We start from the raw sequence: 26,974 nt of genomic DNA on the forward strand, positions 1-26,974 counted from the left end.
TCTTTTTCTTGGACAAACGGTTCATGTACTCGTATATTTGCAACGCTTTAGAAAAAAGGGCGTTTTGCTAGCCAAATCGTTTCTTCAAAAGCTTGATCTCGTAGCTCAGTCGGCTAGAGCATTTGACTTTTAATCAAAGGGTCCTGGGTTCGAATCCCAGCGGGATCACAACTTAAAAAAAGCCATAATTAGACGGTAACGTTTGATTGTGGCTTTTTTGTTTTTGGGATTCTCCTTTCAGCAACTCTTTATACTCGCCATGATCCCGCTGGGATTCGAACGCAGGCTCCCTTGAGTTACATGCGCAAAACGACCAATGCCGAGGCGAACCGAAAAATCAAACAGATTGCGAGTATGGCATCAATACCCCCGCTACGGAAAATGGAGTGACGGCACCCAAGTGGACTTTTGTATGTACACATACGGCCAGGCGGAGTGCAGCCACAAACCTAGCCATACAGGGTGTATCACTGGATTGTATTGCGAAATTGGAGAGCTGGAAGAAGTTGGAGATGCTGAATAAGTATCTATTGACGTCGGGATTGAATGTGGCTAAGGTGGTGGCGGAGTATGATTTTTTTAGATAATGTTGATTTGAAATTGGAAAAATATTATTTTGCAAAAAGAACCTACTTTAAATGAGTATGATGGTGTACCCAAAGCGGAAATACACGCAACTAACGACTTGTTAGTGGCAAGCATGTGTGATAGACGAAAATGACTTTATAAAGCATTAAAAATATTAATAAAAATGAACAGAAGCTATTTTTTAATAATTTCTATTTTTTCGATATTAACAGGATCTTCAATCTTAGGAATCGCTCAGAATCAGATTCATTTCAGTGGAAATATTGCCAACTGTCCAGATTCAAACTTCAAAATTGGGAAAGTTGACAAACCTAACGATGCAAGTGAATGGCAAAAGGTTAAAATCAAAAATGGGAGTTTCTCGGTTGTAATAAACACTAAAGAACCAACTGTACTCCGGTGTTTTTTTAAAGATAAAGAATTTGATTTTTACGCTATGCCCGGAGACAGCCTAATTTTAACATCTGATTACAATAAATTATTGGCAACGACCAGGTTCGAGGGCAAAGGAAAGGAGACCTCCCAATTTTATACTGTCTGGAAACAAAATTTCAACGCTTCACATAAAACCGATTTTGAGAACAGAAGAACCGTTACTCCGCAACGTTATCTTGAATTAAGAAAGAATCTTTTAGATTTAGAAATGGCTTTCTTGAATGATTATGTTGTTAAATATGGATTAAAGGAAAGCCCGTTTTTTAATTACTATGTCACGGATTTTAAATTCAGTTTTTACGCTGCTCTTTGTAGTTACATTACAAACCACAACAATATCGAAAAAGAAGGAATTAAACCGGAATATTTCCCATTATTAAAGTTACTTGATGAGATTGACTATAATGATCCCAATTTTGTTGAAACTGAAGCCTATCGTTGGTTCTTTATGGGATACATCAACCGCCTTAAATATCGACTGTTGATTTATGAAAAGGTTCTTCCTGAGTCGGCTAAAGATTCTGCTTTTTGGTTTACGAGGTGCTATATACTTTCAAAGAAGATATTAAATGAAAAAGCCCATGAGTCTTATGTAATGACATCTTTCTTTGAATTTTTAACGCCATTGACTGTGAATTCGCTAGCCCCGTATTATGGACAGTTTATTCAAAGCTGTAGCCAGGAGAATCGTTTAATTTTGGGAGATGCTTTTAAGAAATATAAGAAGCTAAGCGAAAGCCACGAGATTTCGAGTGATTCTCAAATAAAAAAGACCGATGGCGGTTTAAAGGAAATTCTTGATGACTTCAAAGGATCGCTGCTGTATGTTGATTTTTGGGCCAGCTGGTGTGCCCCATGTATTGGGGAAATGCCAGCATCTAAAGAGCTTCAAAAGAAGTTTAAAGATAAGGATGTGAAGTTTCTGTTTATCTCCGTTGATCAGGACGAAGACAGCTGGAAAAAAGCTATATCAGTGTATGAGATCCCTGGTATTCATTATAGACTGGGTAAGGCTAATAGATCTGATTTGCTTGATAAATTAACTTCAAATGGTGTTCCCCATTATCTGATTGTAGGAAGGGATGGCAATATCATTGCTCAAGATGCAAAAAGACCAAGCGACCCGAACCTTGTTTCTGAACTTGAAATGTTATTGAAAAATTAAATTGGTAGATAAGATGGTGTAAAAAAACGGAGTGCAGCAACTAATCTGGCGATAAGAGTAGGGAAATTCAATATTTAAGGCTCTTGCGTAGATTCCCGTACCATTCCATTTGCGGCCAGAAAATCACTCAATTTACCATACTCTCCATTCCAGGTGGTAAGAAACCATGAAGAAAAAATTTAACCGCATCAAGGCAGTCCTTGCTGAAAAGGATAAGTCTTCCCTTTGGTTGGCGGAACTGATCGGCCGGGATCGATCTACGGTGTCGCGCTGGTGTACGAATGATATGCAACCGCCACTTGAGGTGTTGTATCAGATTGCGGCGATTTTGGAGGTGGATGTGTGTAAGTTGTTGGTGAGAGAGGAGAAGTAACTAAACACATGATTTTTTGGGGAACTGGTGGAGCTTTGGGGAAAGTACAAAACCAAATGCCCAAAACGATGAATGCGGAGGTGTGCCGCAAAATCAAACAGATTGCGAGTATGGCTAGTATCAATACTCCGGCTACTGAAAATGGGGTGACGGCTCCGAAATGGACTTTTGTACGGACACATACGGCCAGGCGGAGTGCGGCGACTAACCTGGCGATGGGAGGGGCTACTTTGGACTTCATTTGTAAGCTAGGCGGCTGGAAGAAGTTGGGGGTATTGAAGAAGTATTTGTTGGCTTCGGGATTGGATGTGGCGAAGGTGGCGGTCGTGGTGAATTTTTTAGGTAATATTGGTTTGAAATTGAAAAAAAGTTATTTTACCACTAGTATATAGACTTGATCAATTGAATATCTCTTGGTTAAATCTAGGTTTGTGATTTCATCTAATAAACATTAATTCATTTTGTTAGCATAAAAAATCTATTATGGCTTGTATGAAATGTAGGCGGGCGGATTGTATGACAATAAGCCCCGATTATTGCGTAAAAGATTGGGAAAATCTAAAAAACCTACCTGTATACCAAAATACTAACGATTGGTTTGAAGCCATAAAAATTTTTAATGATAGAATTACCAACCGTTTTCTTAAACAAGTGGAATGCCTAGAAAATAATACAGATGCCACAATAAGAGTTTATAGCGGTTTCATAATCATGTCTATTGATTGTTTATTGGTTGAAACCTTAAACCAATTCTATAAAGGGGTCGAAAATACGGATGCAGCATATAAATCAAAAAACTGGAAAACTTTTAAAGATTTTTTCCAACAAAGCCCGTTTTTTCAAGATTTTTTTGTTGAAGCTCAAGATTTTTTAGGCACGGAAGAAGAACGTTCAATATCAAAATCCGGTATTTTTTACGACCAAGTTAGATGTGGATTACTCCATCAAGCAGAAACAAAAGAACTAAGTAAAATTAATTTAAGAGATTTTTCAACAATGGTAAAATATGTTGATAGTGATTATCCAGCCAAAGGAATAATTGTTAATCGAGTCTTATTTCACAATGCGCTTGTTAAAGAATTTGAAAGGTATAAAAAGCGTTTATCCGATATTTCAGAAACCCAGCTTCGTGAGAATTTCATAATAAAAATGAATATGATTTGCCGTACCGAAAAAATCTTTGTTTTTTGTTACGGGTCTAACATGATGACGAAAAGGCTCCAAAACAGAATAAAACCAATCAAAAAAATTGGAGTTGCAGAGCTCTCTGAGTATAAATTTACTTTCAATAAAAAAAGTAAAGATGGCTCTGTAAAGGCAAATTTGCTTAAAGGGACAACAACAGACAAGGTTTGGGGTGTTGTTTTTGAAATAAACAAGTTACAAAAATATGTTTTGGATGAAATAGAAGGAAAAGGCAGAGGTTACAGAGACCACAAAGTTTTAGTAACATTTAGTGACGGTACTCAAAAGGCTGTTTATGCCTATATTTCTAGCGATAATAGATTTTGGGATTCTAGTCTCTTCCCTTATGATTGGTATAAGGAGTATGTTGTAAAAGGAGCAGACGAACATGGGTTACCCGATTCCTACATTGCGTTTTTAAATTCTTTCAAATCAATACAAGACACTGATTATGAAAGAAACAACAGAGAATTGAATATTTTAAAAAGCTAAAATCGTAGGACAAGATAGCCTCAGCACAGACCTTCAGTTTCAGCGAAGGGCCTTTTTGGTACTGCTCATAAAACTTGCAATTGCACATTGCCCATCCCCAATAGCGACCTACTGAGATAAAGGTAAGTCTGTTAAAAAACTCCCCCCACTTCCCACCCCCTTTCTAAATTTTATCGTACTTTTCAGATCCTACCTTATTCCCGTAACCTTTTGCACCCGGCCAACGTATAAGGTAGCATAAAACCCAAAATACCAGGACCAAACCAAGCATTCCTCCATGTTCGAACAAACCTTCAAAAACATCGACGACATCCTCCACAAAGACGCGGGTTGCAGCAGCGAACTCGACTACGTGGAACAAACCTCCTGGATACTCTTCCTCAAATACCTCGACGACCTGGAGCAAGACAAAGCCACGGCCGCTGAACTCACTGGCAAACCCTACAAGAACATCATCAGCCCTGAATTTCAATGGACGACCTGGGCTGCGCCTAAGGACAAGGATGGCAAACTGGACCACCACCGCGCCCTCACCGGCGACGACCTTACCGACTTTGTCAACATCCAACTTTTCCCCTACCTCAAAAAATTCAAAACCGAGGCCGAAGGCCCCGATACCATCGAATACAAAATTGGTGAAATTTTCAGCGAGCTCAAAAACCGCATCCAGAGCGGCTACAACCTGCGGGAAGTCATCAACCGCATCGACGAGCTGCGTTTCCGCACCCACGCGGAAAAGCACGAGATGAGCCACCTCTACGAGGACAAGATCAAAAACATGGGCAACGCCGGGCGCAACGGCGGCGAATACTACACCCCTCGCCCACTGATCAAAACCATCGTCAAAGTGGTTGCACCCAAAATTGGCCAAACCATTTACGATGGGGCCGTAGGCTCGGCAGGCTTCCTGGTGGAGGCCTTTGAGTACCTGAAAAACGGTGGTGCTGATGGCCGCCCAAATCTATCCACCAAGGACGTAGAAACCCTGCAAAAACGCACCTTCTACGGCAAAGAGAAAAAATCCCTGGCCTACATCATCGGCATCATGAACATGATTTTGCACGGTGTGGAGGCTCCCAATATTGTACACACCAACACCCTGGCCGAAAACCTGAGCGACATCCAGGAAAAAGACCGCTACGACATCATCCTGGCCAATCCCCCCTTTGGTGGCAAGGAACGCGCCGAAGTGCAACAAAACTTCCCCATCAAAACGGGTGAAACCGCCAGCCTCTTTTTGCAGCATTTCATCAAAATCCTCAAAGCAGGTGGCAAAGCCGGAGTGGTGATCAAAAACACCTTTTTGAGCAATACCGACAACGCCTCCATCAGCTTGCGCAAACTGCTCCTGGAAACCTGCAACCTGCACACCGTGCTCGACCTCCCCGGTGGAACCTTCACCGGAGCAGGGGTAAAAACGGTGGTTTTGTTTTTTGAAAAAGGTGCCCCCACCCAAAAGGTCTGGTTCTATCAACTGAACCTGGAGCGCAACCTGGGCAAAACAAATGCCCTGAATGAAAAGGATTTGGCAGAGTTTGTGGCCCTGCAAAAAGTAAGGGCTTCCCATGTGGAAGGCCCCGAAACGGAAAACTCCTGGAACCTCAGTGTAAAAAACATCGACCAAAACACCTTCGACCTGAGTGCCAAAAACCCGAATAAAAAAGAGGAAACCGCCCTGCGGCAACCGGAAGAGATTTTGGCGGAAATGCGCGCACTGGATGAGGAGAGTGCGGATATTTTGAACGTAATAATGGAAATGATATGAGAGAGGGATGGGAAAAATGTCATCTTGAAGATTACATAAAATTAATTGACTATCGGGGTAGAACCCCTGTAAAAACAGAATCAGGGGTCAGATTGATTACTGCAAAAAATGTTAAGCTAGGCTACCTACAACTGGAGCCACAAGAGTTTATTCATCCAGATGAGTATGAATCTTGGATGACAAGAGGTATTCCTAATTTTGGCGATGTAATTTTTACAACAGAAGCACCATTAGCTAATGTCGCACAGCTTGACACAACCGAAAAAGTAGCTTTTGCACAACGTATTATCGTTATGCAACCACAGAAAAATAAAATTGACCAAACCTTTTTAAAATATCTTCTACTATCAGATTCTGTTAGAAATGAAATATTACAGAAAGGAACTGGGGCTACGGTTCAAGGGATTAAGTCAAGTCTGTTAAAAAAGATTCAGCTTTATCTTCCGCCCCTCCCCGAACAACATCGCATCGTTGCCATCCTCGACGAAGCCTTCGCCGCTATCGCCAAAGCAAAAGCTAATGCCGAACAAAACCTCAAAAACGCGAAGGAGCTTTTTGAAAGTTATTTGCAAGGGGTGTTTGAACAGCGGGGAGATGGTTGGGAAGAGAAGACTTTGGGAGAATTAGCAACTTTCAGAAATGGAATGAACTTCACAAAGAGTAGTAAAGGAGAACAAATTAAAATCGTTGGGGTAAAAGACTTTCAAAATAATTTCTGGGTTCCCTTCGAAGCATTAGACACGGTTACTTTAGATGGAAAATTAAATGATTTAGATTCACTAAGGGAAGGTGACATCTTAGCTGTTCGTTCCAATGGAAATCCCCAATTAATTGGTAGAACGCTTTTAGCTAGTCAAGTTGTGGGGAAAGTTTCTCATTCTGGTTTTACTATTAGGATCAGATTGAACTCGAAAATTATTGACCCTATATATTTGTGTAATTTTCTAAAGATTGCAAAAACCAGAAAAACTCTTATTGATGGTGGGAATGGAGTCGGAATAAAAAGCTTAAATCAGGGGTCTCTTTCTTCTTTAGTGGTTCTTTTTCCAAAAAACTTAACAACCCAACAATCCATCATCCAAAAGCTCGACGCCCTTTCCGCCCAAACCAAAAAGCTCGAAGCCATCTACCAGCAAAAGATCAATGACCTGGAGGAGTTGAAAAAGTCCATTTTGCAGAAAGCCTTTAGTGGGGAATTAAAAACCGCCGAAATGTTGGCCGTATGAACGAAGCCGAAACCCGCGCCGAACTCATCGACCCCGCCCTCAAGGCCTGCGGCTGGGGTGTAGTGGAAGGCTCTCGCATCCTGCGGGAGTACCACATCACTGCGGGCAAAATCCAGACGGGTGGCCAACGGGCCAAAAAGCTCAGTGCCGATTACGTGCTGGTGTACAAAGGCATCAAACTGGCCGTCATTGAAGCCAAAAGCGCCGAGTTGGAAGTAGGTGAAGGTGTGGCCCAGGCCAAACAATACGCCGAAAAACTCAATGTAGAAACCACCTACAGCACCAACGGCAAGGCGATTTACAGCATTTGTATGAAAACGGGTGTGGAAGGTCTGGTGGATCAATACCTCAGCCCCCAGGAGCTTTGGCTCAAAACCTACCCCCAGGCCGGCAATCCCGGCGAAGCTGAGGTGGAAGCCTGGCGCGAAAAATTTGCCGCCGTCCCCTTTGAAGACAAAAGTGGTACCTGGCAACTGCGTTACTACCAGGAGCTCGCCGTCAAAAACACCCTGGAGGCAGTTGCTCAACAGCGCAATCGCATCCTCCTGACCCTGGCTACGGGCACCGGAAAAACCGCCATCGCCTTTCAAATCGCCTGGAAACTGTTTCAAACCCGTTGGAACCTCTCCCAACAGCTCGGAGGCAGCGCCGCAGTGAGCCGCCGCCCGCGCATCCTGTTTTTAGCCGACCGCAACATCCTGGCCGATCAGGCTTACAATTCCTTTTCGGCTTTTCCCGAAGACGCCCTGGTGCGCATCAAACCTACCGAAATCAAAAAAGGGGGCCGGGTGCCGACCAATGGCAGCATCTTTTTTACCATTTTCCAAACCTTCATGTCGGGTACCGACAAGGAAGGCCAGCCCGCACCCTACTTCGGCGAATACCCGCCCGACTATTTTGATTTCATCATCATCGACGAGTGCCACCGGGGCGGTGCCAACGACGAAGGCAACTGGCGGGCCATTTTGGAGTATTTTTCTCCCGCTGTACAGCTGGGCCTCACCGCCACCCCCAAACGCAAAGACAACGTAGACACCTACAAATATTTCGGCGAACCCGTTTTTGTGTACTCCCTCAAGGAAGGCATCAACGACGGCTTTTTGACCCCCTTCAAGGTCAAACGTTTCAAAACCACCCTGGACGATTACATCTACACCAGCGATGATCAAGTCATTGAGGGTGAAATTGAAGAAGGGCGTTTGTACACTGAAGCTGACTTTAATGTAAAAATCGAGATTGCCGCCCGCGAGAAAAAACGAGTTCAGCTTTTTTTGGAAAATGCCAACCCCAACCAAAAGGCCATCCTCTTTTGTGCCAATCAGCCCCATGCGGCCTTCATTCGCGACCTGGTGACGCAGTGCAAAAATGAACGTTACGGCTTTTCCCATACCAACTACTGCGTACGCGTCACCGCCAACGATGGCGAAATCGGCGAGCAGTTTCTACGGGATTTTCAGGACAATGAAAAAACCATCCCCACCATTCTGACCACTTCCCAAAAGTTGTCGACCGGGGTGGATGCGCGCAACATCCGCAACATCGTGCTGCTGCGCCCCGTGACCTCCATGATCGAGTTTAAACAAATCGTCGGTCGGGGTACCCGCCTCTTTGAGGGCAAAGACTTTTTCACCATCTATGATTTTGTCGACGCCTACCGCCACTTTAGCGACCCGGAATGGGACGGCGATCCCCTGGAACCGGAAGGCACCAACATCGTCGCTGAACCCAAAGAACCTTACGTGCCTCAACCCCGCGAGAAGCAGGACGATAGCGACGACGAAGGTGGAAAACGCAAACGCATCAAGGTCAAACTGCGCGACGGGAAAGAACGCGAAATCCAGCACATGATGTCGACTTCGTTCTGGAGCGCTGAGGGTCGTCCCATTTCCGCCGAGGAGTTTTTGCACAATCTCTTCGGCGAACTGCCCAAACTCTTTAGCAATGAAGCCGAGTTGCGCCGCCTCTGGAGCAATCCACTGACCAGACGCACCCTGCTGGAAAAACTGGCCGAAGCGGGCTTTGGCAAAGACGAACTGGGCACCCTGCAACAACTCATCGACGCCGAAAAAAGCGACCTCTTCGACGTCCTGGAATACGTGTTCAACAGCGACATCAAACCCATGACCCGCGCCGAAAGGGTGGCCGCCGCACAAGCCACCATCTTCGCCTTGCTCAATGATCAGCAAAAGGAATTCATCGAATTTGTGCTGAGCAAATACATCGAAACGGGCGTGGAGGAATTGGATCAGGAGAAATTGCCGCTTTTGCTGGTGAATAAGTACCAGTCTTTGCAGGATGCCAAAGGGGTGCTGGGGGAGGTAAGGGAGATCAGTGCGTTGTTTGTGGAGTTTCAGAAGTATTTGTATGAGGAGAAGGTGGCGTGAGGGGCTGCTTTTGATGAACAAATGAAAATACAACAAACTAAAGCTGTGAATAAATAACCTTGTATTGCTATAATGAGGCTAAAATTTAAATAAATGGAAGAGCAAATATCATTGTTAATTAGAATACTTCCATCTGGAAAGGAGGTTGAAATAGAACTTCCTCTGACTACATTGGGTGCAGAAATAAAAAAGGCACTATTAGAGCATCCTGAATTGCAAATACCAAAAATTGATTCTGATGGCAGTCATATACCCTATAGACTATCATCTAAATCAAAAGGGAAAGAAGTAAAGGATGAAAGTACGCTTAAGGAATTAAATATAGTGGATGGAGATACATTATTAATGGCTCCAGTGATTATAGCGGGAGGAGGAGGTGTCTTCATAAATTTAAAAACAGCTGAATTCCTTAATTGGCTAAGCCAAAATGGCTTTGAAGAAAATAATCTTTCAGAGAAGATTATTGACTCCTATTTGCAAGCGAAAGGGAAACCTACTTCTATTTCATTCATACTTAGGATTATGCCCAGATGTAATGAAATAGAGATCGAAGCACCTTTATCAGCAAAAATAATAGACTTATATAACGCTTTAATCCAAAATGGTGACATTTCTGAATTTGATGCAGAAGGAAATTCACTTGATTATAACTTGGCAGGAACAAAAGCTATAGACTTCAAAAGTTCAGTGACCATATTTGAAGCAGGATTGGACGATAGAGGTTGTTATTTAGTAGTACCTTTCATCAAGGCTAATCGATTAATGAGTTCCTTCAAAAGTATGAGAACGGTTGAGTACCTTTTCTGGTTAGAGAATAATGGGCTACCAATTAGAGACTTATCAAAAAATAGCATCAATTCGTATTTGCTTTCTAAAGGAAAATCAAATTCAATTTCCTTTGTATTACAAGTTATGCCACAAAAAACTGAAATTGAAATTGAATTAAGTTACTCTTCACATGTATATGAAATACACAATCATCTAATTAAACAAGGCTTGGTATTCAATAAATCAAATGATGGCATTGAGTGCACATATGAAATTGTCGATCGTGATGAATCATCTATTGATTCTAGATGCCCAAATACTATTTTCGAAATAGGTTTTGAAGCAGGAGGCATCTATCTTTTTGTCCCTAAACTACAGAGCGATTTTGACATTGAAATATCACTTCTGCATTTAAATGAATTTCATGATTGGTTGCGTGAAAAATATATGGGGATAAACGCGTTCTCAAGTATTCCCAGCGAAAAGTTAAATCAACTTATTCAACGATTCTGTGAAGACAAAGGCTATGAAGATGTTAGCTTCGATGCATTTTTCAATCCTTTTAAACGAAAGCTTTATAGTCCATTTTCTTACCAAAAGAAAATCGATAAATTTAAAATGGCTTTTAATGCCATTTTTAACCGCAAAAAGTATAAGCAAGAAATCATTACCCACCTTTTTAAGCGTTATCAAGAGATAAAATTTCACGGTTTTTTCCTTTTTGCACAAGGTGATGGTACTTACAGAAATATTTACAAAAAGTATTGGGAGGATATCAATCACTTGACTAGTAATTACATGGATTTGTATTTTTCGAAAGAAGACCTGGAAGGCAAGAGTGGATTTGAAACCTTAAACAGAATGGATTCGATTCAGCATTTAGCGGATGAAATTATTCTTCCATCATTGATTCTTTGGAATGTAGAGCGAGGTCTAAAAAATGCCATTGCCATACCGTTAAAAGGCTTTAATTCGGATTACATCCTATTTATATTGCAATTGTTGGTTACCGCTATTAAGAAAAAAATGGATTTGCGTGAAATAGGCTTATTTGTGCAACAAAAAATTGAAACAAGTTTTATTGCGCCCACAAATTTAAGTGTAACTTACATTGAGAAACAGGAAGCGGAGAATATTTTTAATATCGAAAACTTGAAAAACACATAACATGCCATTCAATATCAATCAACAGAATGGGAAAAACATCTTCAACATTGAAAACCTTAATGTCAATGCAGGTGATTCCCACCCATCAGAAAAACATGAAGGATATACCATTGACCAGATTAAGGAACAACTAGCCAATGGTGAAACAATCGAAGCAATACAAGCACTAAAAACGTACCTAATCAGTGCCCCAAGTAAGCAATCAATGATCGATGAATTGATTATGCTATCCTCACGCTATGCTGAGGTTAATCATCAAGAAATACATGCCTTGAATAGCCATGAAAACATTAGTATTGAGAAAGCAAAGGTTGTGAGAGGAATATTGGATTTGGTTGGCCGGATTGATGTAAGCTAAATTGTCAAAGAAAAATTCTTTCAATCACCACAAACCAAACACCCTTTGAAGTAAAACTCATCCATGATCTTCAAAACCACCAAACCAAAACTCAAACACTACAACATCCCCCCAACGGATGAAAACCACGAGCTTTTGCGCAAGGCCAAAGCAGCCATTGCTGCCTCCCATCCAGAGCAGGCATTAGAACTGCTCTCTACCCTAAAACTGAAGCCCCTGGATATTGAAATTACTGCCTTAAGTGCCCGTTTGGCCGATCTAGAACGCACACAAAGATTTGGTACAGAATCTTTTGACACCGAAACCAGAGAACACAACAAAATCAATAAAAGTATAATCTTCCTAATCACTGCTCTGGAGAAAGAAATAGCTCAGTCATTTGAATTTTACGACAAAATCAGGGCTGCCTTAAAATCGCGCTATGAAACCCGCCTGAGCCAAAAACTCTCCAACCGCCAACCTGTCAATCTTCGCCTGGTGCCTTCTACTGCTGGAACTACGCCCCAGGCAGCGAATACTTTTGTACAATACAGCGAAGGGCAAATTAGAGGGAAATTGGCGGAGTATTACAAAGACGCAAATGGCCGTTTGTTATTGGTTGGTGTACCTGGTGCGGGTAAAACGACTTTGCTCTTGCAGTTGGAGTTAGAGTTCTTGGAGAGGGAGATTACGAGAATACCTGTCATTTTAAACCTTGCGCGTTGGAGTAGCGAATTTCCAACTTTGGAAGCCTGGATTCAAGAGATTTTGCCATCTGAAATGGGGCTTGTCATCAATAAAAAAGTGGCAGGTGATCTGGTCACACAGAATAGGCTAATTTTATTGATGGATGGTTTAGACGAGGTCAAGGCTGAAGATCGAAAGACTTGTCTGGAAGCAATTGGTCTTTATGGCGAAGACCCTAAAAGACTTTTTATCATTTCTTCCCGCATTGATGAATATAACGCAGTGGCAAAAGATGCACCCGTAAATGGTCAGGTGGAAGTGGGGACATTGACTTATGAACAATTGATTGAGCAATTGGAAAAAGTGAACCAGAATGAAGGTTCCCAGCGTTTATTGGCTGCGCTTAAAGAGGATGAGCTTTTGCGCAGGATTACAGAGGTTCCTTTTTATTTTAACATTTTACAATTATTATTTGCTAGAGGAAAATTTTTAAATGATTTTAATTTTTCTGCTTTAAACATAACAGACAGGAAACAGGAATTAGAAAAAAAATTTGTCGAAGAGATGCTTCGAAGCTCAACAGTGAGGGGGTATAATCCTCAGCAAATACTTTATTTTCTCTCTTTTTTTGCAACAAAATTAAAGCAAAAAAATATTATTGATTTTGAATTAACTCATCTTCAGTATGACTGGTGTAATTTATCAAAGTCAAGTTTTTATACTATTGGTTTTATTCAGGGCACGATCGACGGAGTAAAAAAAGGTGCCAAGCTTGGTTTCTTTTTTGGTATTTTATGTTTTTCAGGAGGAATTCTAGCGATTTTTGAACATGGCTTTAATGGATTGTTTTTTCTCGGAATCATTCTACTTATTCTGCCATTATTATGCCTATCATCAGGAGCTATTGGAGGTTTGATCACAGGGATATTTAATATATTCAAATGGCCACAAGAAAATGGCTTTTTGTTTCCAATAGTAACAACTAAGGAGTACTTGCGTTGGGAATTATTTGGTGGAATGCTGAAAAAATTCCTTACTGAAATATTATTAGGTTCTTTCTCTGTTTTAATAATATTGATGGTAATCGCACTATTCAATAAAGGCATGGGAGATTTATTTGACAATATTACTTTTATAACACTATTAATTTTTAGCATATCAATCACTTTAGGATTGGAAGAATCTTTAGATGTTAGTTATGGTTCATTAATTCAAATTAGTGCTCCTCTACAAAGGTTTAAAGCATCAGCAAAACTGCTTCATTTTTCTATCTTTCAATACTATCATATTTCTTTCCTAATAAAGAAACAAAAAAAACTTACTAAAAACTTAATTATTTTCCTCGACGACATGGTCAAATGCAACATCCTCGAAACCACCGGAGCCTCCTGGCGCTTCCGCCACCGCATTCTACAAGATTATTTTGCCGATCAATGGGTAGAAACGGAATTCGAGCCTGAGCAAAAATAGAGCATCCGCTTCCCCAAGCCAGAACCATTAAAAGTAGCGCCATCAAGGTATGGCTTCAAAAATCACCCCCTCCCCATTTCTTAAATTCTTTTTATTTCCGCCTTCTCACTAAATCAACCCCTTGATTTTCAATTCACTACTTTCATACCTCCTTCCCAGCGGGATCACAACTTAAAAAAAGCCATAATTAGACGGTAACGTTTGATTGTGGCTTTTTTGTTTTTCAGCTCCATCCAACTCAAATTATAATTTTATTTTTCAACAAAAACGTTCATTATTTCGAAAAAATCAATAATTTAGAGGACCTAAAAACCAGAAAAAGCAAAATTGTTTCCCTTTTGCCGCGGAAACCAAACCCAAAAGAAAAAGGCATGGAAATTATGCAGCTCGAATACAAAAACTGGCTCTCCGATCTAAAATCCAGGATAAGGTCCGTGCAGGCCAAAGCAGCAGTAGCAGCAAATACTGCGCTGATTGCTTTTTATTGGGAGTTGGGCAAAATGATAGCTGAAAAAGAACATACCTGGGGTGACAAATTGATTGAGCAGTTGGCCAAAGACCTGAAAGAAGAGTTTCCTGAGATGAAAGGTTTTTCAAGGAGCAACCTTTCCTATGCCAAACAATTTTACAAGTTTTATCAAACGCCAATTGTCCAACAGGCTGTTGGACAATTACAATCTCCAGAAAACCAATTTATTGAACCACCACAACAACTGGCTACAAAAATCCCCTGGGGCCACAATATTCTGATTTTTAGCAAGTCAAAAGACGTTGAGGAAGCGTATTTTTACATTAGGGCAACCCTCGAAAATGGCTGGAGCAGGGATATCCTAGCACTTCAATTGAAATCACAGCTATACGCAAGACAAGGCAAGGCCATCAGTAATTTCAGGGAAACCTTACCGGACCCACTATCAGATTTAGCGCAACAAACGCTGAAGGACCCCTATATTTTTGATTTTTTGACCATGACCAAGCCTTATCACGAAAAAGACATCGAAAGGCAGCTGGTCACGCACATTACAAAATTCTTATTGGAATTGGGTAAAGGTTTTGCATTTGTAGGGCAGCAATACCATTTGCAAGTTGGAGAAACTGATTATTACATCGATTTGTTGTTCTACCATATCAAACTAAAGTGTTATGTGGTAATTGAACTAAAAAACACCAAGTTTATGCCTGAATATGCCGGCAAACTCAATTTTTACCTGTCTGCAGTAGACAGTTTGGTGAAATCTGAAGCCGACCAGCCGACCATCGGTATTTTGTTGTGTAGAGACAAAAACAACTTCGAAACCGAGTTTGCCCTGCGTGACATCAATAAACCAATGGGGGTAAGCGAGTTTCAACTGACTGAAATTCTGCCAGATGAATTAAAATCCAGTTTGCCCAGCATTGAAGAAATTGAAAACGAACTCAAGAAATTGAACTAAGCCGCTTTTCTTATATTCTTTTTATTTCCTCTCTTCTCTCAAAATAAATCCTTGATTAACATACTATTACTTTCATCACCCCTTCCCAGCGGGGTCACATCTTAAAAAAAGCCATAATTGGACGGTAACATTTGATTGTGGCTTTTTTGTTTTTGGTTCTCTCTAATCCATCTAACATCTTGTAACCGCCCGTTTCAACGGGTGGATTCAAGTGCCCCTACCCTTCACATCTAACATCCTTCCAGAGGCTTACATCTATACCATTTCATGATGCAAGCCTCAGGAAAGATGTTAGATGTGAGTAAGTGGGTGGCCTTGAGTCCCGCCGATAAAGCGGCGGGTTACAAGATGTTAGATGGATTGGAGCCATAATCCCCGAACTCAGGTTCGTTAAAGCTTTTCAAATCATTCATCAGCATTATTTCCAATTCTTTATCGGGAGATTATGCCTCCATGGCAAAACTGCTACAGCTTGCAGCAGTTTTGTGTTTCTATGTCTTGTTGTTGTGTTTCCCAACCTGAAAGGTTTTTCGAGGAGCAACCTTGCTTATGCCCAAAAATAATTCCACAAACATTTTTTTTAATTTAAAAATTTCATAAATTGAGGATACCCTGATCATCCGACCACGTTGAAGAATTTTTTCTCCACGCACATCAAAAAATGTGGTCATGTATGCTCTAAAAACCCTGGTGGATCAAAAATTTCGCTTCATCATTACCGCCTTAGGAGTTGCGCTCTGTGTGATATTGGTTCATTTTTTGCTGGGGATTTACAAAGGAGTTGCCGATGGATCCTTAGCGTATGTAAGGTCAAGCACAGCAGATTTATGGGTCCTCCAGAAACACACCAACAATATCCTGCGCAGTACTTCCATGATCCGGACCAGTCGGATCGGTGACATTGAAGCAATCCCTGGGGTTGCTACGGTTTCACCGCAGGTATTGATCATGGGCTCCATCGAAGTTTCGAAGAGGCCCCAAACCGCTTACCTCATCGGCTACGATGCTGAGACGGGCATGGGAGGACCACCATCCATCGTACAAGGCCGTCTTCTCCGGTCTGATGATGAAATCATACTCGATCGTTCCTTTGCAGCAAAATACAAGGTCAAATTGGGCGATACCGTCCAAATAAAAAAGCATTCACTAAAGGTGGTAGGCTTGAGTGACGGCACAAATGTGTTTGTGATTCAGTACGCATTTGTGACCCTCAACCGAGCCTTCCGGGTCATTAATTTTGGAGGTGTGGTATCGTGCTTACAAGTGAAGCTCACTGCGGGCACCTCCGTCCAACAAGTCAAACGTGCAATCGAACGAGAAGTGTCGGATATCGTCGTGTTTGATCGGGCCACTTTTTTGGAGAACAACCGGGAGGAAATGAATTCAGGCATTCTACCCTTGTTGTTTGTGATCGCGTTGCTGGGTACCGTGGTACTTACGGCCATTCTCAGCCTTATTTTGTCCATTAATGTACTGGAGCGCAGAAAAGATTTTGCGGTAATGAAGGCGCTGGGAGCTCCCCGTGGCTTTGTATCCGGAATGGTGGTGATTCAATCGCTTGCCTTGTCCTTTAGTGGTCTGTTGATCGGGCTGCTGCTGTTTTTTCCATTGATGGGACTGGTGGAAAAAATAGTACCCGAAGTATCGGTACACACATCTGTACAGTATGTCCTGTGGATTGTTATGGGCGTGGCATTGATTGGCCTGATCAGCTCATTGTACCCCATCTCAAAAATTAAACACATTTACCCAATGGAGGTTTTTCAATGAATACTACATCTACCGAACCCGTATCCCGCCTGATTGGCGTTTCCAAAACCTTCCAGGGCTTCAATCGAGAGACTCAGGTCCTGAAAGACATCAACTTCGAGCTTTATCCGGGCGAGTTGGTATTGTTGTTAGGGCCAAGTGGGAGCGGTAAATCTACTTTCCTCACCATCCTGGCTGGCTTGCAGGCTCCCACCAGCGGCGAGGTCTGGTTATTTGGCAAAGCGTTGCAAGGGTATTCTCTCGCGGAGTTGCAACAACTTCGGGCGTCCCGCCTGGGCTTTGTCTTTCAGACTTTTCACCTGATTGATGCACTCACCGCTTTGGAAAACATTCTACTGGTCATGAAGTTTACCCACACTTCAAAGAAGAGTGCCTCCCTCCGGGCCAAAGAGCTCCTCGACCAATTTGGCATAGCCTATCTTTCTGATGCCTATCCCCGTACCATGAGTCAGGGCGAAAAACAAAGGGTGGCCATTGCCCGGGCGCTGGCCAACAATGCCCAACTCCTCATTGCAGATGAACCAACGGGCAGTTTGGCCACTGACCAGGGCATGCAAATTGTGTTGCTGCTCAGTGAACTTGCCAAAAAGGAAGGCCGTTCAATCATCCTGACCAGCCATGACCAAAGGATCGTACCTTATGCCGACAGGGTGTTGCTGCTGCAAGATGGAATATTGAGTTAGTGGAATTTTTTGCCCTGCGCGAGGGAGTAGGTGCGTGTCAAGGGACTGAAATTTTGCCGGATGAATTAAAATCCAGCTTGCCCAGTATTGAAGGAATTGAAAATGAACTCAAGACATTGCCCCCTAAAACAAATCATCCCGAATCTTGACTTCCATCAAAACTCGGGATGATTCATCCTATACTACTTCCGCCCAGGTTCCACGAGCGGAATTGCATTTTACCGTCTGCGCTTCATCATACCACCAGCGCCTGCACCCGGAGCACCCGCGCTACCAAAGCCCGGCATCTTGCTCATGTTGTGCATCATTTTGCGCATCTGCTCGAACTGCTTGATGAACATGTTCACGTCATTCAGGGTACGACCACAACCCCGCGCGATGCGTTGTTTGCGGCTGATGTTGAGCAGATCAGGATTGGTGCGTTCCTTCGGCGTCATGGACTGGATGATCGCTTCTACTTTTTTGAAGGCATTGTTGTCGATTTCCACGTTGCGGGTCAGTTTGTCCATACCCGGAATCATGCCCATGATGCTTTTGAGATCGCCCATTTTTTTGATCTGGTTGATCTGCGCCATGAAGTCATTGAAATCGAATTTATTTTTCTGGATTTTGCGCTCCAGGTCTTTGGCCAGCTTTTCGTCGAATTGCTCCTGGGCTTTTTCTACAAAGGATACGATGTCCCCCATGCCCAGGATCCGCTGAGCCATCCGGTCGGGGTAAAACATATCCAGGGTATCCAGCTTTTCACCCATGCTGACGAACTTGATGGGCTTGCCAACGGTGAATTTTACCGAAAGGGCCGCACCACCACGCGTATCACCATCCATTTTGGTGAGCACTACGCCGTCGAAGTTGATGGTTTCGTTGAAGGCCTGGGCGGTGTTTACGGCGTCCTGACCAGTCATCGAGTCCACTACAAACAAGGTTTCCTGAGGCAGGATGGCTTCCTTGATGTTTTTGATCTCGGTCATCATTTCTTCGTCGATGGCCAAACGACCAGCGGTATCCACGATGACGACATCACATTTGTTTTCATTGGCGTATTGGATCGCCTTGAGGGCAATCTGCACCGGGTTTTTGTTCTCCGGTTCTTTGTAGATCGGCACACCAACCTGCTCAGCCAATACCCCCAACTGATCCATGGCCGCTGGGCGATACACGTCGCAGGCCACCAACAGTGGGCTTTTTTTCTTTTGGGTTTTGAGCCAATGGGCCAGTTTACCGCTGAAGGTGGTTTTACCCGAACCTTGCAGACCAGCAATCAGGATAACGGTAGGTTTGCCCGCCAGGTTAAGCCCCGCAGCCTGTCCACCCATCAATTCTGTCAACTCGTCCATGACGATTTTGATCATCAATTGACCTGGCGAAACGGCTTTGAGCACGTTTTCCGAACCGAGCGCTTTGTCTTTTACCCGATCCGTAAAATCCTTGGCGATTTTATAACTCACGTCAGCGTCAACCAAGGCACGACGAATCTCCTTGATGGATGCAGCTACGTTGATCTCCGTTAATTTGTTTTCACCCTTGAGCACCTTTAAGGCACCTTCCAAACGTTCACTTAAACTTTCAAGCATAATTCAATTGATTAAAAACGGGTAGCAAAGATACGAAAAAGCTGGAACGAGTAAAGTGGAAAATAAAATTTTGAGCGCCAGAATTTACTCAGGTTAAGCCACCGTTTATTCTTGGTGAATTTATTGTACAAATCCTAAACTTTGAATGACTTATTCGCTATATTTAAGCATAAATTCTTCAATGTCCTCAAAAACCCAAATTTTCTTATGTCGACAACTACTCGGATTTTATTGATCCTGGCAGTTCTGGTCTTGTACTTTTTTGGTTTACTTCAATTTTGCTCTCGCCAAATTTGTGAAGCCTGTGGTACAAATCAAGCTGTTTCAGGTATTCTTGACAATGCCGACACGCTGAGGCAATATCCCATCCAGTTCAAGTATGGTGATATGAATCCGACCAAGGGTCCGGGTTTCGACTCTCTGTTGGCAGCAGTCATGGCAGGCAACAACGATGATAGCATCCTGGAAATCATCGGTTTGTTCTACGAAGGTGAAAGGGCTCCGGCCGGATTTGAAACCATGGGCCTGGCGCGGGCCACTGCAATTCGCGACGCGTACTTTAAAGATATTCCCGAAGAACGGATTCGTTTGCGGGGGCGTTTGTTGAACGAAGCAGCCCCATCCGAGCAAAGCGCCTGGCTGGCGGCCTCGGAATTCAAATGGCTGCCTAAGGAAGAAGTTATTCCCGAAACGGTTGAAGAAGTAGCCGATGGGGCGATTATTCGTTTCCCATTCAACTCTACCGAGAAGGATTACGATCCGAAAGTAGATGCCTACCTGCAAACCCTGGCCAAACGGGTCGCCAAAACGGGTGAACGCATCGAGTTAACCGGGCACACCGACAACAAGGGTGAACCCGACTACAACCTGCGCCTTGGAGACAGTCGCGCCCGCCAGATTCGGGACCTTTTGGTGAAATTGGGAGTCAACGCCGACTTGATCAGCACGGCTTCCAAGGGTGAAACGTTGCCCGTTGCGCCAAATACCAGCGAAGAAAACAGCCACAACAACCGCCGCGTTGAGGTGCGTTTGATCAAAAAACAATCCGAAAACCAATAGACTTTATACTTGGCAAAGTCTAATAAAATAATCTATCATGTTGATCCATATTTTGTTGTTTAATTTCACTTCAATGGATTGCTGGCTGCCGCTCTTGTTGGCCTGCATCTTACCCTTCCTGCTGGGCTGGTTGCTCGGCTCTCTGCTGAGCGGCAAACGGAAAACCAGCGATGGCTCTACGGCTATGGTAGCTGGCGGAGGTTTGGCAGCTGAGCGCGATCAAGCCGTTCACCACGCCAGCGATTTGGAAAAGGAAATGTTCGACTTGCGGTACAAACTGGAAGAATGCCAAAAGGAAAATGATTCCTGGCACAAAAAGACCATGCACGCCGAAGCTGAAGTGGCAGGTTTGAAAGCCAAACTGGAAGTCACCAATGCCAACCTCGCCGCGATGACCATGGCTGCGCAGCCACCCATTGTGCCCGGTATCGAAATGGCTACTGCTGCGGTTGGCATTGGAGCAGCCGCTACCCTGATTCCTGTTGCTGGGCCGGATACCAGTGCTTACGGATCTTTGTTTGCCAATGACAACCTGCAAATTGTAGAAGGTGTTGGCCCAAAAGTAGAAGTAGTTTTGGAAAATGCCGGTATTCAAACCTGGGGCGATTTGGCAGCCAAAACACCGGATGAACTCCGCGTTATCCTCGCCGCCGCTGGCCTGAGCATGATGAATCCCGACACCTGGCCACAACAGGCCCAATTGGCCAACGAAGGCAAATGGGATGATTTGATTGAATACCAACGCTTCCTGGGCGGTGGCCGCGAAACTGCGGGCGATTTTGTCAACAAATCAAAAGTGGAAAGAATGGCCGCAAGTGTGGTGGAACTACGCAGCGCAGCATCTCCACGCAGTGTATACGATCGTTACTTCCTGGACAACAACCTGCAAATTGTCGAAGGCATTGGCCCAAAAGTAGAAGCCTTGCTGCATGAAAACGGCATTCGTTCCTGGGCAGATCTGGAGGGTAAATCCTCGGATGAGCTCAAGGCCATTCTTGCAGGTGCCGGGCTGAGTATGATGAATCCGGATTCCTGGCCCCGTCAGGCCCAGTTGGCCGCGATGAGCGATTGGGATACCCTGGCCAGTTTGCAGCACACCCTGGATGCAGGCCGCAAAAATGTGGGCGATGGAGACAATCCAGCCAAGATCGACCGCATGGCTGAAAAGCTGGGTTCTGCCCGCTCCGCCAACCGCGAGGCAGGCATCAATTACGCCGCAGTATTTGGCTCCGACAACCTGCAGATCATCGAAGGGATTGGACCAAAAGTAGCCGAATTGTTGGCTAACAATGGGGTCTCCAGTTGGGCCGACCTGGCCAGCAAATCGCCGGATGAAATCAAACCAATTTTGGAAGCAGCTGGTTCTGCCTACAAAATGATGGACCCGAGCTCCTGGTCACAACAAGCCAAACTGGCGGCTGAAGGGCAATGGGCGGCTTTGATCGAATACCAACGCTTCCTGGATGGCGGCAAAGAAACCACGGGGGATTTTGATTCCGCTTCCAAGGCTGAAGACATGGCCTTAAAAGCCCTGGGTTTCAACAACAATCCGGAAGACCTTAAAATTGTGGAAGGCATTGGTCCAAAAATTGAAGAGTTGCTCAAAGCGGCTGGCATCAATACCCTGGATGAACTGTCCAATACCACCGTTGCACGCCTCTACGAAATTCTGGATGCCGCTGGCGACAATTTCCGACTGGCCAAACCGGCTACCTGGCCACGTCAGGCGGGCCTGGCTGCCGATGGTCGCTGGGACGAGTTGAAATCTTATCAGGATTTTTTGGATAAAGGGAGCAACCCTGCGTAATTTTAGGGCAAATTCCAGATTTGGAAGTAGAATCTGGCGCAGTAGAGACGCACGGCCGTGCGTCTCTACAATGTTTTACGTAACGCAACAATTAAACTAATGTCATCAAAAATCACCTGGGGTATTCTTTTATTCCTTTTACCCTTGAGCATTTTTGCTCAAAACCCGCCTGCCAAAGGATTCAATGCAGCGGGCTCGGATGCCAAAGCCATCGCCATTGCCGATCAAGTCATGGAAGCAATGGGCGGACGCAAAGCCTGGGACGCTACGCGTTACATCACCTGGAACTTTTTTGGGCGCAGAACCTTGTTGTGGGACAAAAAAGCAGGCCGGGTCCGCATCGACATTCCTGGCGACAACAGCACCTACATTGTGGATTTGAACAAAGAAACCGGTCAAATCAAACACAAGGGTACGGTAATGACCCAAGCGGATTCCATCAAAAAGTACGCAGGCGTAGCCAAGTCCATTTGGATCAATGACTCTTATTGGTTGTTGATGCCTTTTAAATTGAAGGATTCCGGGGTAACCCTGAAATACAAAGGGGAAATGCCTACCGAGGCCGGAGTAGCTTCGGATGTATTGGAATTGACCTTTGAAAATGTAGGCCGCACTCCCGAAAACCGCTACCTGGTATACGTGGACAAGAGCACGCATTTGGTGGCGCACTGGCAGCATTTCCGCAAGGCTTCGGATGAAAAACCGGGTATGTCGACACCCTGGAACAATTACCAGAAACAGGGAAAAATCCTGATCTCTGGTGATCGGGGTGGAAACCGGCAGTTGACCAACATTGAAGTAATGAGTACGGTGCCGAAGGAGAAGTTTACAACTTTGTAATTCCCGCCTTAGGTGCTTCTTAAGTGCCTTAAGTTTCTTAGGTGGTGAAAAAAAAGCAGCTATGACATTTTTCACCACCTAAGAAACCTAAGGCACTTAAGGGACACCTAAGTTAAAGCGGCGCAATAATCCTGATCGCCCCAGGCAATATTTTGAACTCCGCCGGGCATTCCCCCAAAAACTCCCCATCCGCTTCCACATACACTGGATCAATTCCGGCAGCTTCCACGGTCACTTCTTTGGTCTGATACAAATCCACTTTGGGGTGCTCTCCAACTGTGCCTGCATAAAACTTTGGCGTGGCCAGCATCACCCCCAACTTGCTGAGTTTGCCTGCAATCGTTAAGCCCAATAGACCGTCGTCTGGAACAGCCTGGGGGACAAACTGCATGCCCCCACCGGAGTATTTACAAATGCCGACATTAATGGTGTAACAAGCTTTTTCAACGCTTTGGCCATTGAACACAATCCTGCATTTTGGCGGTGTAAAGCCAAACAAACAGCGCAAAATCCAGCTCAGGTAAACGAAGCGATTGTTGGTTTTGACCTGGTTCTCCAGCATGGTTTTGACTACAAAGGCATCATAACACAAGCCAGCGATATTGGTAAAAAAGCGCTCCAGTTTTTGTCCACTTGACCAAAAAGCAGCCACACCAACGTCCTGCAAGCGGGAAGGAGCGGTGAACAAATTGGGCAACCATTCCCGCCAGTTGCCCGGAATCCCGTAGGTCCGCGCCCAGTCATTGCCCGTACCAATGGGCAACAAACCGTAATGTACCTCAGTGGCTGGTACCGTTTTTTGCAGCATCAGGCCATTGACCACCTCGTGATTGGTACCGTCGCCTCCAATGGCAATGATGTGGCGATAACCTGCAGTCAGGGCTTCCTGCACCATGGTGATGGCATGACCCGGGCCAATCGTAAAATTGGAAACGTATTGAATGTTCAACTTTTGAAGTTCGGCTTCGATGCTGGGCCAGTTTTTTTGGACCAGGCCTCCACCAGCAGCAGGATTGGCAATGATGAACCAATTGGGCATAATTGGGTGTTAGGTTGAAACAATGAGTCAAGCTCTGAATTTTTGTGAAAATAATTGCATTTCCCTCGCACTTTTTGTACTTTATTGGTGAATTTTGCCGCGAATTAACCCGAACCATTATGTTCAAATCAGCATACCTTTCAATTGCCATCGTTGCAGCACTACTTGTTTCGCTCTCCAATTGTCAATCGCCCGTGGTGGAAGAAAAAGCGCCCGCCGAAGAACCCGCCTTCAGCTACCACAAAGAGCAACAACAATTTAAAAAGGCTTCGGACGGGTGTAGAACCGACTCCAACGAATGTGCCATCATTGAGATTGATTTTCCCCAATTCCGGGAACCTGCCGCCGTATTTCAACGCATCAATGACTCGATTTTACACTACATCAAAACGAGTTTGTCGCCCGAAGACATGGGCAACGTGGCCACATTAGACGACTTAGGCAACCGCTTCATCCAGGATTACAACGAATACACCGCCGAGGCCAAAACCCGCGCCGAAGAGGACAACTCCGATCCCTTCATCACCCCCTGGAGCATCGAAACGTACGGGATAGTGACCTTCGAGTCGCCCAAGCTGGTTTCCATCGAGCTGAGCACCTATTCCTACACTGGCGGCGCCCACCCCAACACCACCGTAACCTTGTTGAACTACGATACCAAAACGGGAAAGCCCATTACCATTAAAGATTTGGTAAAAGACAAACGAAAACTGGTGCAATTGGCGGAGAAAAAATTCCGCGAAACCCACGAATTGGCCCCCAATGCCAGCCTCAACGAGGAAGGCTTTTTTTGGGACGGTAAATTCCAATTGTCGGAAAATATTGGTCTGTCCAAGGAAGGCCTCTGGTTTTTTTACAACTCTTATGAAATTGCTGCGTATGCCGTTGGCCCTACCGAATTTGTACTCAGTTGGGAAGAACTGGGTGATTTGGTCGATATGAACAAAGTGAAATAACCGAGCATGTCCAAATCAGTCCTGACTTTTTCTTTTCCATTGTTTTTGTTGTGCTGGGTGCTGCTCAATTTGTTGCAGGCAGGATTTACCCAACTCGACCCCGATGAGGCTTATTATTGGGTCTACGCGCAACAGTTGGATTGGGGGTATTTTGACCATCCACCCGCCGCGGCTTTGCTGATCAAGCTGGGCACCTGGCTGTTTCCGGGTACCTTGGGCTTACGTTTTTTCATTGTCTTGGCCAATGCTTTAGCCTTTGTGGTGATTTGGGATTTGGCGGGACGCCCCCAATCGGGCCGGCCACTTTACCTCCTGATTGCGCTGTTGGTCGCCATGCCTTTTTTGCACCTTTATGGTTTCATTGCCACTGCTGACGCGCCCTTGATGTTGTTTTCGGCCTTGTTTTTTTGGGGCTATCGGCGCTTTTTGGATCGTCCTGGCTTTGCCAATGCCTTACTTTGGGCAGTTATCATGGCGGCCTTGTTGTACAGCAAGTACCACGGCATTTTGTTGATCTTTTTTACGGTATTGTCCAATTTGCGTTTGTTTCGGCAACCCTGGTTTTATGCGGCGGGCTTGATGGGTGCGCTACTGTTTGTGCCGCATTTGTACTGGCAATACAGCCACGATTTTCCTTCCTTCCGCTACCACCTCAAAGGGCGGGATGATGTGTATGAGTTGAAATATACCCTGAATTATCTGCTTAATCAGGTGGTGATTTTTTCGCCATTGTTGTTGCCTTATATCGTCCTGGCTTTGATCAAGTCGCCCGTTCAGGATCTATTGCAGCGCAGTTTTCGCTGGGTTCTGGCTGGTTTTTGGCTCTTTTTCCTCTGGAGCACCAGCAAAGGGCACGTAGAGCCACAGTGGACAGCCATTTTATCTATTCCCCTGGTATTGCTTTTGGTTGCCTGGAAAAAACACAAAGGTTTTAATTCCAAAACCTTGCTGATACTGGGTTTTAGTTCGGCAGCACTCATCCTCTTGACAAGGGTAGCTTTACTCCTGCTTTTGCCGCCCCTGGGCAAACAATTCGACAATCAATCCTGGATCAGCGCCCTGCAACCCAAAGTGGGTCAGCTCCCGGTGTTGTTTCACAATACCTACCGCAATCCAGCCCTCTACCATTTTTATACCCGCCAAAAAGCCTACGAACTGACTACCGCTCAATACCGCAAAAGCCAGTACGATCTTTGGGATGACGAAATGGAACTACAAGGCAAAAAGGTATATCTGGTACTGGATCAAAAAACCTATTGCGCGGCTTGCGACACCTTAAAACTGGGTAAAAAAACCATGCTGGGCGCGGTACTGGAAGATTTTCAGGTGGCCGAAAAAATCACCCTGGACGTGCTTAAAGCCCCCCAAAAAGCCAAGGCCGGTGACACCATTCAGGTGCAACTCAAATTGCACAACCCCTACCCTTTTGCGGTTGATCCCAATCGGGGGACTTTTAAGCTACGCCTGGGTCTGGCTTATCATCGGGATGGGCAGTATTTGTGGGAGGAGTATGGGGTACCTGCCAAGCCGCTGGGTGCCTGGTTACCCGGGCAGGATTATGTGATGGAGGTAAAATACCGGGTGCCGGTGAAATTTCCGGGGGAATTGGAGATGGTGTTTGGGCTGCGGTATGGGGAATTGCAGTCGACATTGGCGAGTGAGGGGCACCCCTTAACCGTGCTGAAATAATTCTGTGGATTGAGTAGAAACACCAGCATTTAAAAATAAAAAGTGTTAACTTTATTGCGTTTTAAGACGTTTTATAAAACCT

21 protein-coding genes and 1 tRNA gene are annotated in these 26,974 nt (G+C 44.5%); 20 read left to right on the forward strand and 2 right to left on the reverse strand.

Translation table 11 applies throughout. The features are described 5' to 3' along the window. Positions 1–94 precede the first annotated feature (94 nt). The 15 genes from ACO08K_RS06000 to ACO08K_RS06070 all read left to right on the forward strand — a co-directional run bounded on the left by ACO08K_RS06000 (position 95) and on the right by ACO08K_RS06070 (position 17,928). Positions 95–168: transfer RNA gene (locus tag ACO08K_RS06000), tRNA-Lys, on the forward strand. Between the two features lie 191 nt (positions 169–359). Then, the gene (locus ACO08K_RS06005; RefSeq protein ID WP_421798294.1) at positions 360–587 is read left to right on the forward strand and encodes a hypothetical protein; all 228 of its coding nucleotides are present in this window, start codon (positions 360–362) and stop codon (positions 585–587) included. Positions 588–751: 164 nt separating this feature from the next. Then, positions 752–2,188 (forward strand): TlpA family protein disulfide reductase, encoded by a 1,437-nt coding sequence (locus ACO08K_RS06010; protein ID WP_421795491.1) that lies wholly within the window; start codon positions 752–754, stop codon positions 2,186–2,188. Positions 2,189–2,354: 166 nt separating this feature from the next. Further along, the gene (locus tag ACO08K_RS06015; RefSeq protein WP_421795492.1) at positions 2,355–2,561 is read left to right on the forward strand and encodes a helix-turn-helix transcriptional regulator; all 207 of its coding nucleotides are present in this window, start codon (positions 2,355–2,357) and stop codon (positions 2,559–2,561) included. 8 nt (positions 2,562–2,569) lie between these two features. After that, on the forward strand, positions 2,570–2,953 hold the full coding sequence (locus tag ACO08K_RS06020; protein WP_421795493.1) for a hypothetical protein: 384 nt from the start codon (positions 2,570–2,572) through the stop codon (positions 2,951–2,953). Positions 2,954–3,044: 91 nt separating this feature from the next. Continuing rightward, positions 3,045–4,238: a gamma-glutamylcyclotransferase family protein gene (locus tag ACO08K_RS06025; protein ID WP_421795494.1), complete on the forward strand. Its 1,194-nt coding sequence runs from the start codon at positions 3,045–3,047 to the stop codon at positions 4,236–4,238. Between the two features lie 277 nt (positions 4,239–4,515). Next, positions 4,516–6,003, forward strand: a complete 1,488-nt coding sequence (locus tag ACO08K_RS06030) for an N-6 DNA methylase (RefSeq protein WP_421795495.1) — start codon at positions 4,516–4,518, stop codon at positions 6,001–6,003. Next, entirely contained in the window at positions 6,000–7,229 is a 1,230-nt protein-coding gene (locus ACO08K_RS06035; protein ID WP_421795496.1) for a restriction endonuclease subunit S, read from the forward strand. The genes ACO08K_RS06030 and ACO08K_RS06035 overlap by 4 nt, the downstream gene beginning before the upstream one ends. Then, entirely contained in the window at positions 7,226–9,613 is a 2,388-nt protein-coding gene (gene hsdR, locus ACO08K_RS06040; protein ID WP_421795497.1) for an EcoAI/FtnUII family type I restriction enzme subunit R, read from the forward strand. Before ACO08K_RS06035 ends, hsdR begins: the two co-directional genes overlap by 4 nt. A 93-nt stretch (positions 9,614–9,706) precedes the next feature. Beyond that, positions 9,707–11,548, forward strand: a complete 1,842-nt coding sequence (locus tag ACO08K_RS06045; RefSeq protein ID WP_421795498.1) for an EsaB/YukD family protein — start codon at positions 9,707–9,709, stop codon at positions 11,546–11,548. Between the two features lies 1 nt (position 11,549). Next, positions 11,550–11,906 carry a hypothetical protein gene (locus tag ACO08K_RS06050; protein WP_421795499.1) on the forward strand — a complete coding sequence of 119 codons (357 nt, stop codon included), beginning with the start codon at positions 11,550–11,552 and terminating at the stop codon, positions 11,904–11,906. A 63-nt stretch (positions 11,907–11,969) separates the two neighbouring features. Further along, positions 11,970–14,042 (forward strand): NACHT domain-containing protein, encoded by a 2,073-nt coding sequence (locus ACO08K_RS06055; protein WP_421795500.1) that lies wholly within the window; start codon positions 11,970–11,972, stop codon positions 14,040–14,042. Between the two features lie 371 nt (positions 14,043–14,413). Next, entirely contained in the window at positions 14,414–15,475 is a 1,062-nt protein-coding gene (locus ACO08K_RS06060) for a PDDEXK nuclease domain-containing protein (RefSeq protein ID WP_421795501.1), read from the forward strand. Between the two features lie 669 nt (positions 15,476–16,144). Beyond that, complete coding sequence (locus tag ACO08K_RS06065; protein WP_421795502.1) at positions 16,145–17,245, forward strand: ABC transporter permease; 1,101 nt, start codon at positions 16,145–16,147, stop codon at positions 17,243–17,245. Next, on the forward strand, positions 17,242–17,928 hold the full coding sequence (locus tag ACO08K_RS06070) for an ABC transporter ATP-binding protein (RefSeq protein WP_421795503.1): 687 nt from the start codon (positions 17,242–17,244) through the stop codon (positions 17,926–17,928). Before ACO08K_RS06065 ends, ACO08K_RS06070 begins: the two co-directional genes overlap by 4 nt. Positions 17,929–18,146: 218 nt before the next feature. Here ACO08K_RS06070 and ffh read toward each other — a convergent pair whose 3' ends face one another. Further along, positions 18,147–19,502, reverse strand: coding sequence for a signal recognition particle protein (gene ffh, locus ACO08K_RS06075; protein WP_421795504.1), 1,356 nt, complete (start codon positions 19,500–19,502; stop codon positions 18,147–18,149). Positions 19,503–19,709: 207 nt separating this feature from the next. Between ffh and ACO08K_RS06080 the strand changes: the two genes are divergently transcribed. The 3 genes from ACO08K_RS06080 to ACO08K_RS06090 all read left to right on the forward strand — a co-directional run bounded on the left by ACO08K_RS06080 (position 19,710) and on the right by ACO08K_RS06090 (position 23,208). Continuing rightward, positions 19,710–20,561: an OmpA family protein gene (locus tag ACO08K_RS06080; RefSeq protein ID WP_421795505.1), complete on the forward strand. Its 852-nt coding sequence runs from the start codon at positions 19,710–19,712 to the stop codon at positions 20,559–20,561. Positions 20,562–20,598: 37 nt separating this feature from the next. Next, the gene (locus tag ACO08K_RS06085; RefSeq protein WP_421795506.1) at positions 20,599–22,368 is read left to right on the forward strand and encodes a helix-hairpin-helix domain-containing protein; all 1,770 of its coding nucleotides are present in this window, start codon (positions 20,599–20,601) and stop codon (positions 22,366–22,368) included. A 99-nt stretch (positions 22,369–22,467) separates the two neighbouring features. Continuing rightward, positions 22,468–23,208, forward strand: a complete 741-nt coding sequence (locus ACO08K_RS06090) for a hypothetical protein (protein WP_421795507.1) — start codon at positions 22,468–22,470, stop codon at positions 23,206–23,208. 112 nt (positions 23,209–23,320) lie between these two features. Here the strand turns inward: ACO08K_RS06090 and ACO08K_RS06095 are convergent, their stop codons facing one another. Beyond that, positions 23,321–24,247, reverse strand: coding sequence for a diacylglycerol/lipid kinase family protein (locus tag ACO08K_RS06095; RefSeq protein WP_421795508.1), 927 nt, complete (start codon positions 24,245–24,247; stop codon positions 23,321–23,323). 119 nt (positions 24,248–24,366) lie between these two features. Between ACO08K_RS06095 and ACO08K_RS06100 the strand changes: the two genes are divergently transcribed. Next, positions 24,367–25,203, forward strand: coding sequence for a DUF3298 and DUF4163 domain-containing protein (locus ACO08K_RS06100; protein WP_421795509.1), 837 nt, complete (start codon positions 24,367–24,369; stop codon positions 25,201–25,203). 6 nt (positions 25,204–25,209) lie between these two features. Next, the gene (locus ACO08K_RS06105) at positions 25,210–26,892 is read left to right on the forward strand and encodes an ArnT family glycosyltransferase (protein WP_421795510.1); all 1,683 of its coding nucleotides are present in this window, start codon (positions 25,210–25,212) and stop codon (positions 26,890–26,892) included. Positions 26,893–26,974: the final 82 nt, after the last annotated feature.

The sequence above is a fragment of the Haliscomenobacter sp. genome (assembly GCF_965225875.1).
Lineage (GTDB): Bacteria > Bacteroidota > Bacteroidia > Chitinophagales > Saprospiraceae > Haliscomenobacter.

Excerpts from the sequence above, each read along its gene's own strand:
- ACO08K_RS06010 (WP_421795491.1), top strand. The coding sequence starts at position 752 with ATGAACAGAAGCTATTTTTTAATAATTTCTATTTTTTCGATATTAACA.
- ACO08K_RS06015 (WP_421795492.1), top strand. The coding sequence starts at position 2,355 with ATGAAGAAAAAATTTAACCGCATCAAGGCAGTCCTTGCTGAAAAGGAT.
- ACO08K_RS06020 (WP_421795493.1), top strand. The coding sequence starts at position 2,570 with ATGATTTTTTGGGGAACTGGTGGAGCTTTGGGGAAAGTACAAAACCAA.
- ACO08K_RS06025 (WP_421795494.1), top strand. The coding sequence starts at position 3,045 with ATGGCTTGTATGAAATGTAGGCGGGCGGATTGTATGACAATAAGCCCC.
- ACO08K_RS06030 (WP_421795495.1), top strand. The coding sequence starts at position 4,516 with ATGTTCGAACAAACCTTCAAAAACATCGACGACATCCTCCACAAAGAC.
- ACO08K_RS06035 (WP_421795496.1), top strand. The coding sequence starts at position 6,000 with ATGAGAGAGGGATGGGAAAAATGTCATCTTGAAGATTACATAAAATTA.
- hsdR (WP_421795497.1), top strand. The coding sequence starts at position 7,226 with ATGAACGAAGCCGAAACCCGCGCCGAACTCATCGACCCCGCCCTCAAG.
- ACO08K_RS06045 (WP_421795498.1), top strand. The coding sequence starts at position 9,707 with ATGGAAGAGCAAATATCATTGTTAATTAGAATACTTCCATCTGGAAAG.
- ACO08K_RS06050 (WP_421795499.1), top strand. The coding sequence starts at position 11,550 with ATGCCATTCAATATCAATCAACAGAATGGGAAAAACATCTTCAACATT.
- ACO08K_RS06055 (WP_421795500.1), top strand. The coding sequence starts at position 11,970 with ATGATCTTCAAAACCACCAAACCAAAACTCAAACACTACAACATCCCC.
- ACO08K_RS06060 (WP_421795501.1), top strand. The coding sequence starts at position 14,414 with ATGGAAATTATGCAGCTCGAATACAAAAACTGGCTCTCCGATCTAAAA.
- ACO08K_RS06065 (WP_421795502.1), top strand. The coding sequence starts at position 16,145 with ATGTATGCTCTAAAAACCCTGGTGGATCAAAAATTTCGCTTCATCATT.
- ACO08K_RS06070 (WP_421795503.1), top strand. The coding sequence starts at position 17,242 with ATGAATACTACATCTACCGAACCCGTATCCCGCCTGATTGGCGTTTCC.
- ffh (WP_421795504.1), bottom strand. The coding sequence starts at position 19,502 with ATGCTTGAAAGTTTAAGTGAACGTTTGGAAGGTGCCTTAAAGGTGCTC.
- ACO08K_RS06080 (WP_421795505.1), top strand. The coding sequence starts at position 19,710 with ATGTCGACAACTACTCGGATTTTATTGATCCTGGCAGTTCTGGTCTTG.
- ACO08K_RS06085 (WP_421795506.1), top strand. The coding sequence starts at position 20,599 with ATGTTGATCCATATTTTGTTGTTTAATTTCACTTCAATGGATTGCTGG.
- ACO08K_RS06090 (WP_421795507.1), top strand. The coding sequence starts at position 22,468 with ATGTCATCAAAAATCACCTGGGGTATTCTTTTATTCCTTTTACCCTTG.
- ACO08K_RS06095 (WP_421795508.1), bottom strand. The coding sequence starts at position 24,247 with ATGCCCAATTGGTTCATCATTGCCAATCCTGCTGCTGGTGGAGGCCTG.
- ACO08K_RS06100 (WP_421795509.1), top strand. The coding sequence starts at position 24,367 with ATGTTCAAATCAGCATACCTTTCAATTGCCATCGTTGCAGCACTACTT.
- ACO08K_RS06105 (WP_421795510.1), top strand. The coding sequence starts at position 25,210 with ATGTCCAAATCAGTCCTGACTTTTTCTTTTCCATTGTTTTTGTTGTGC.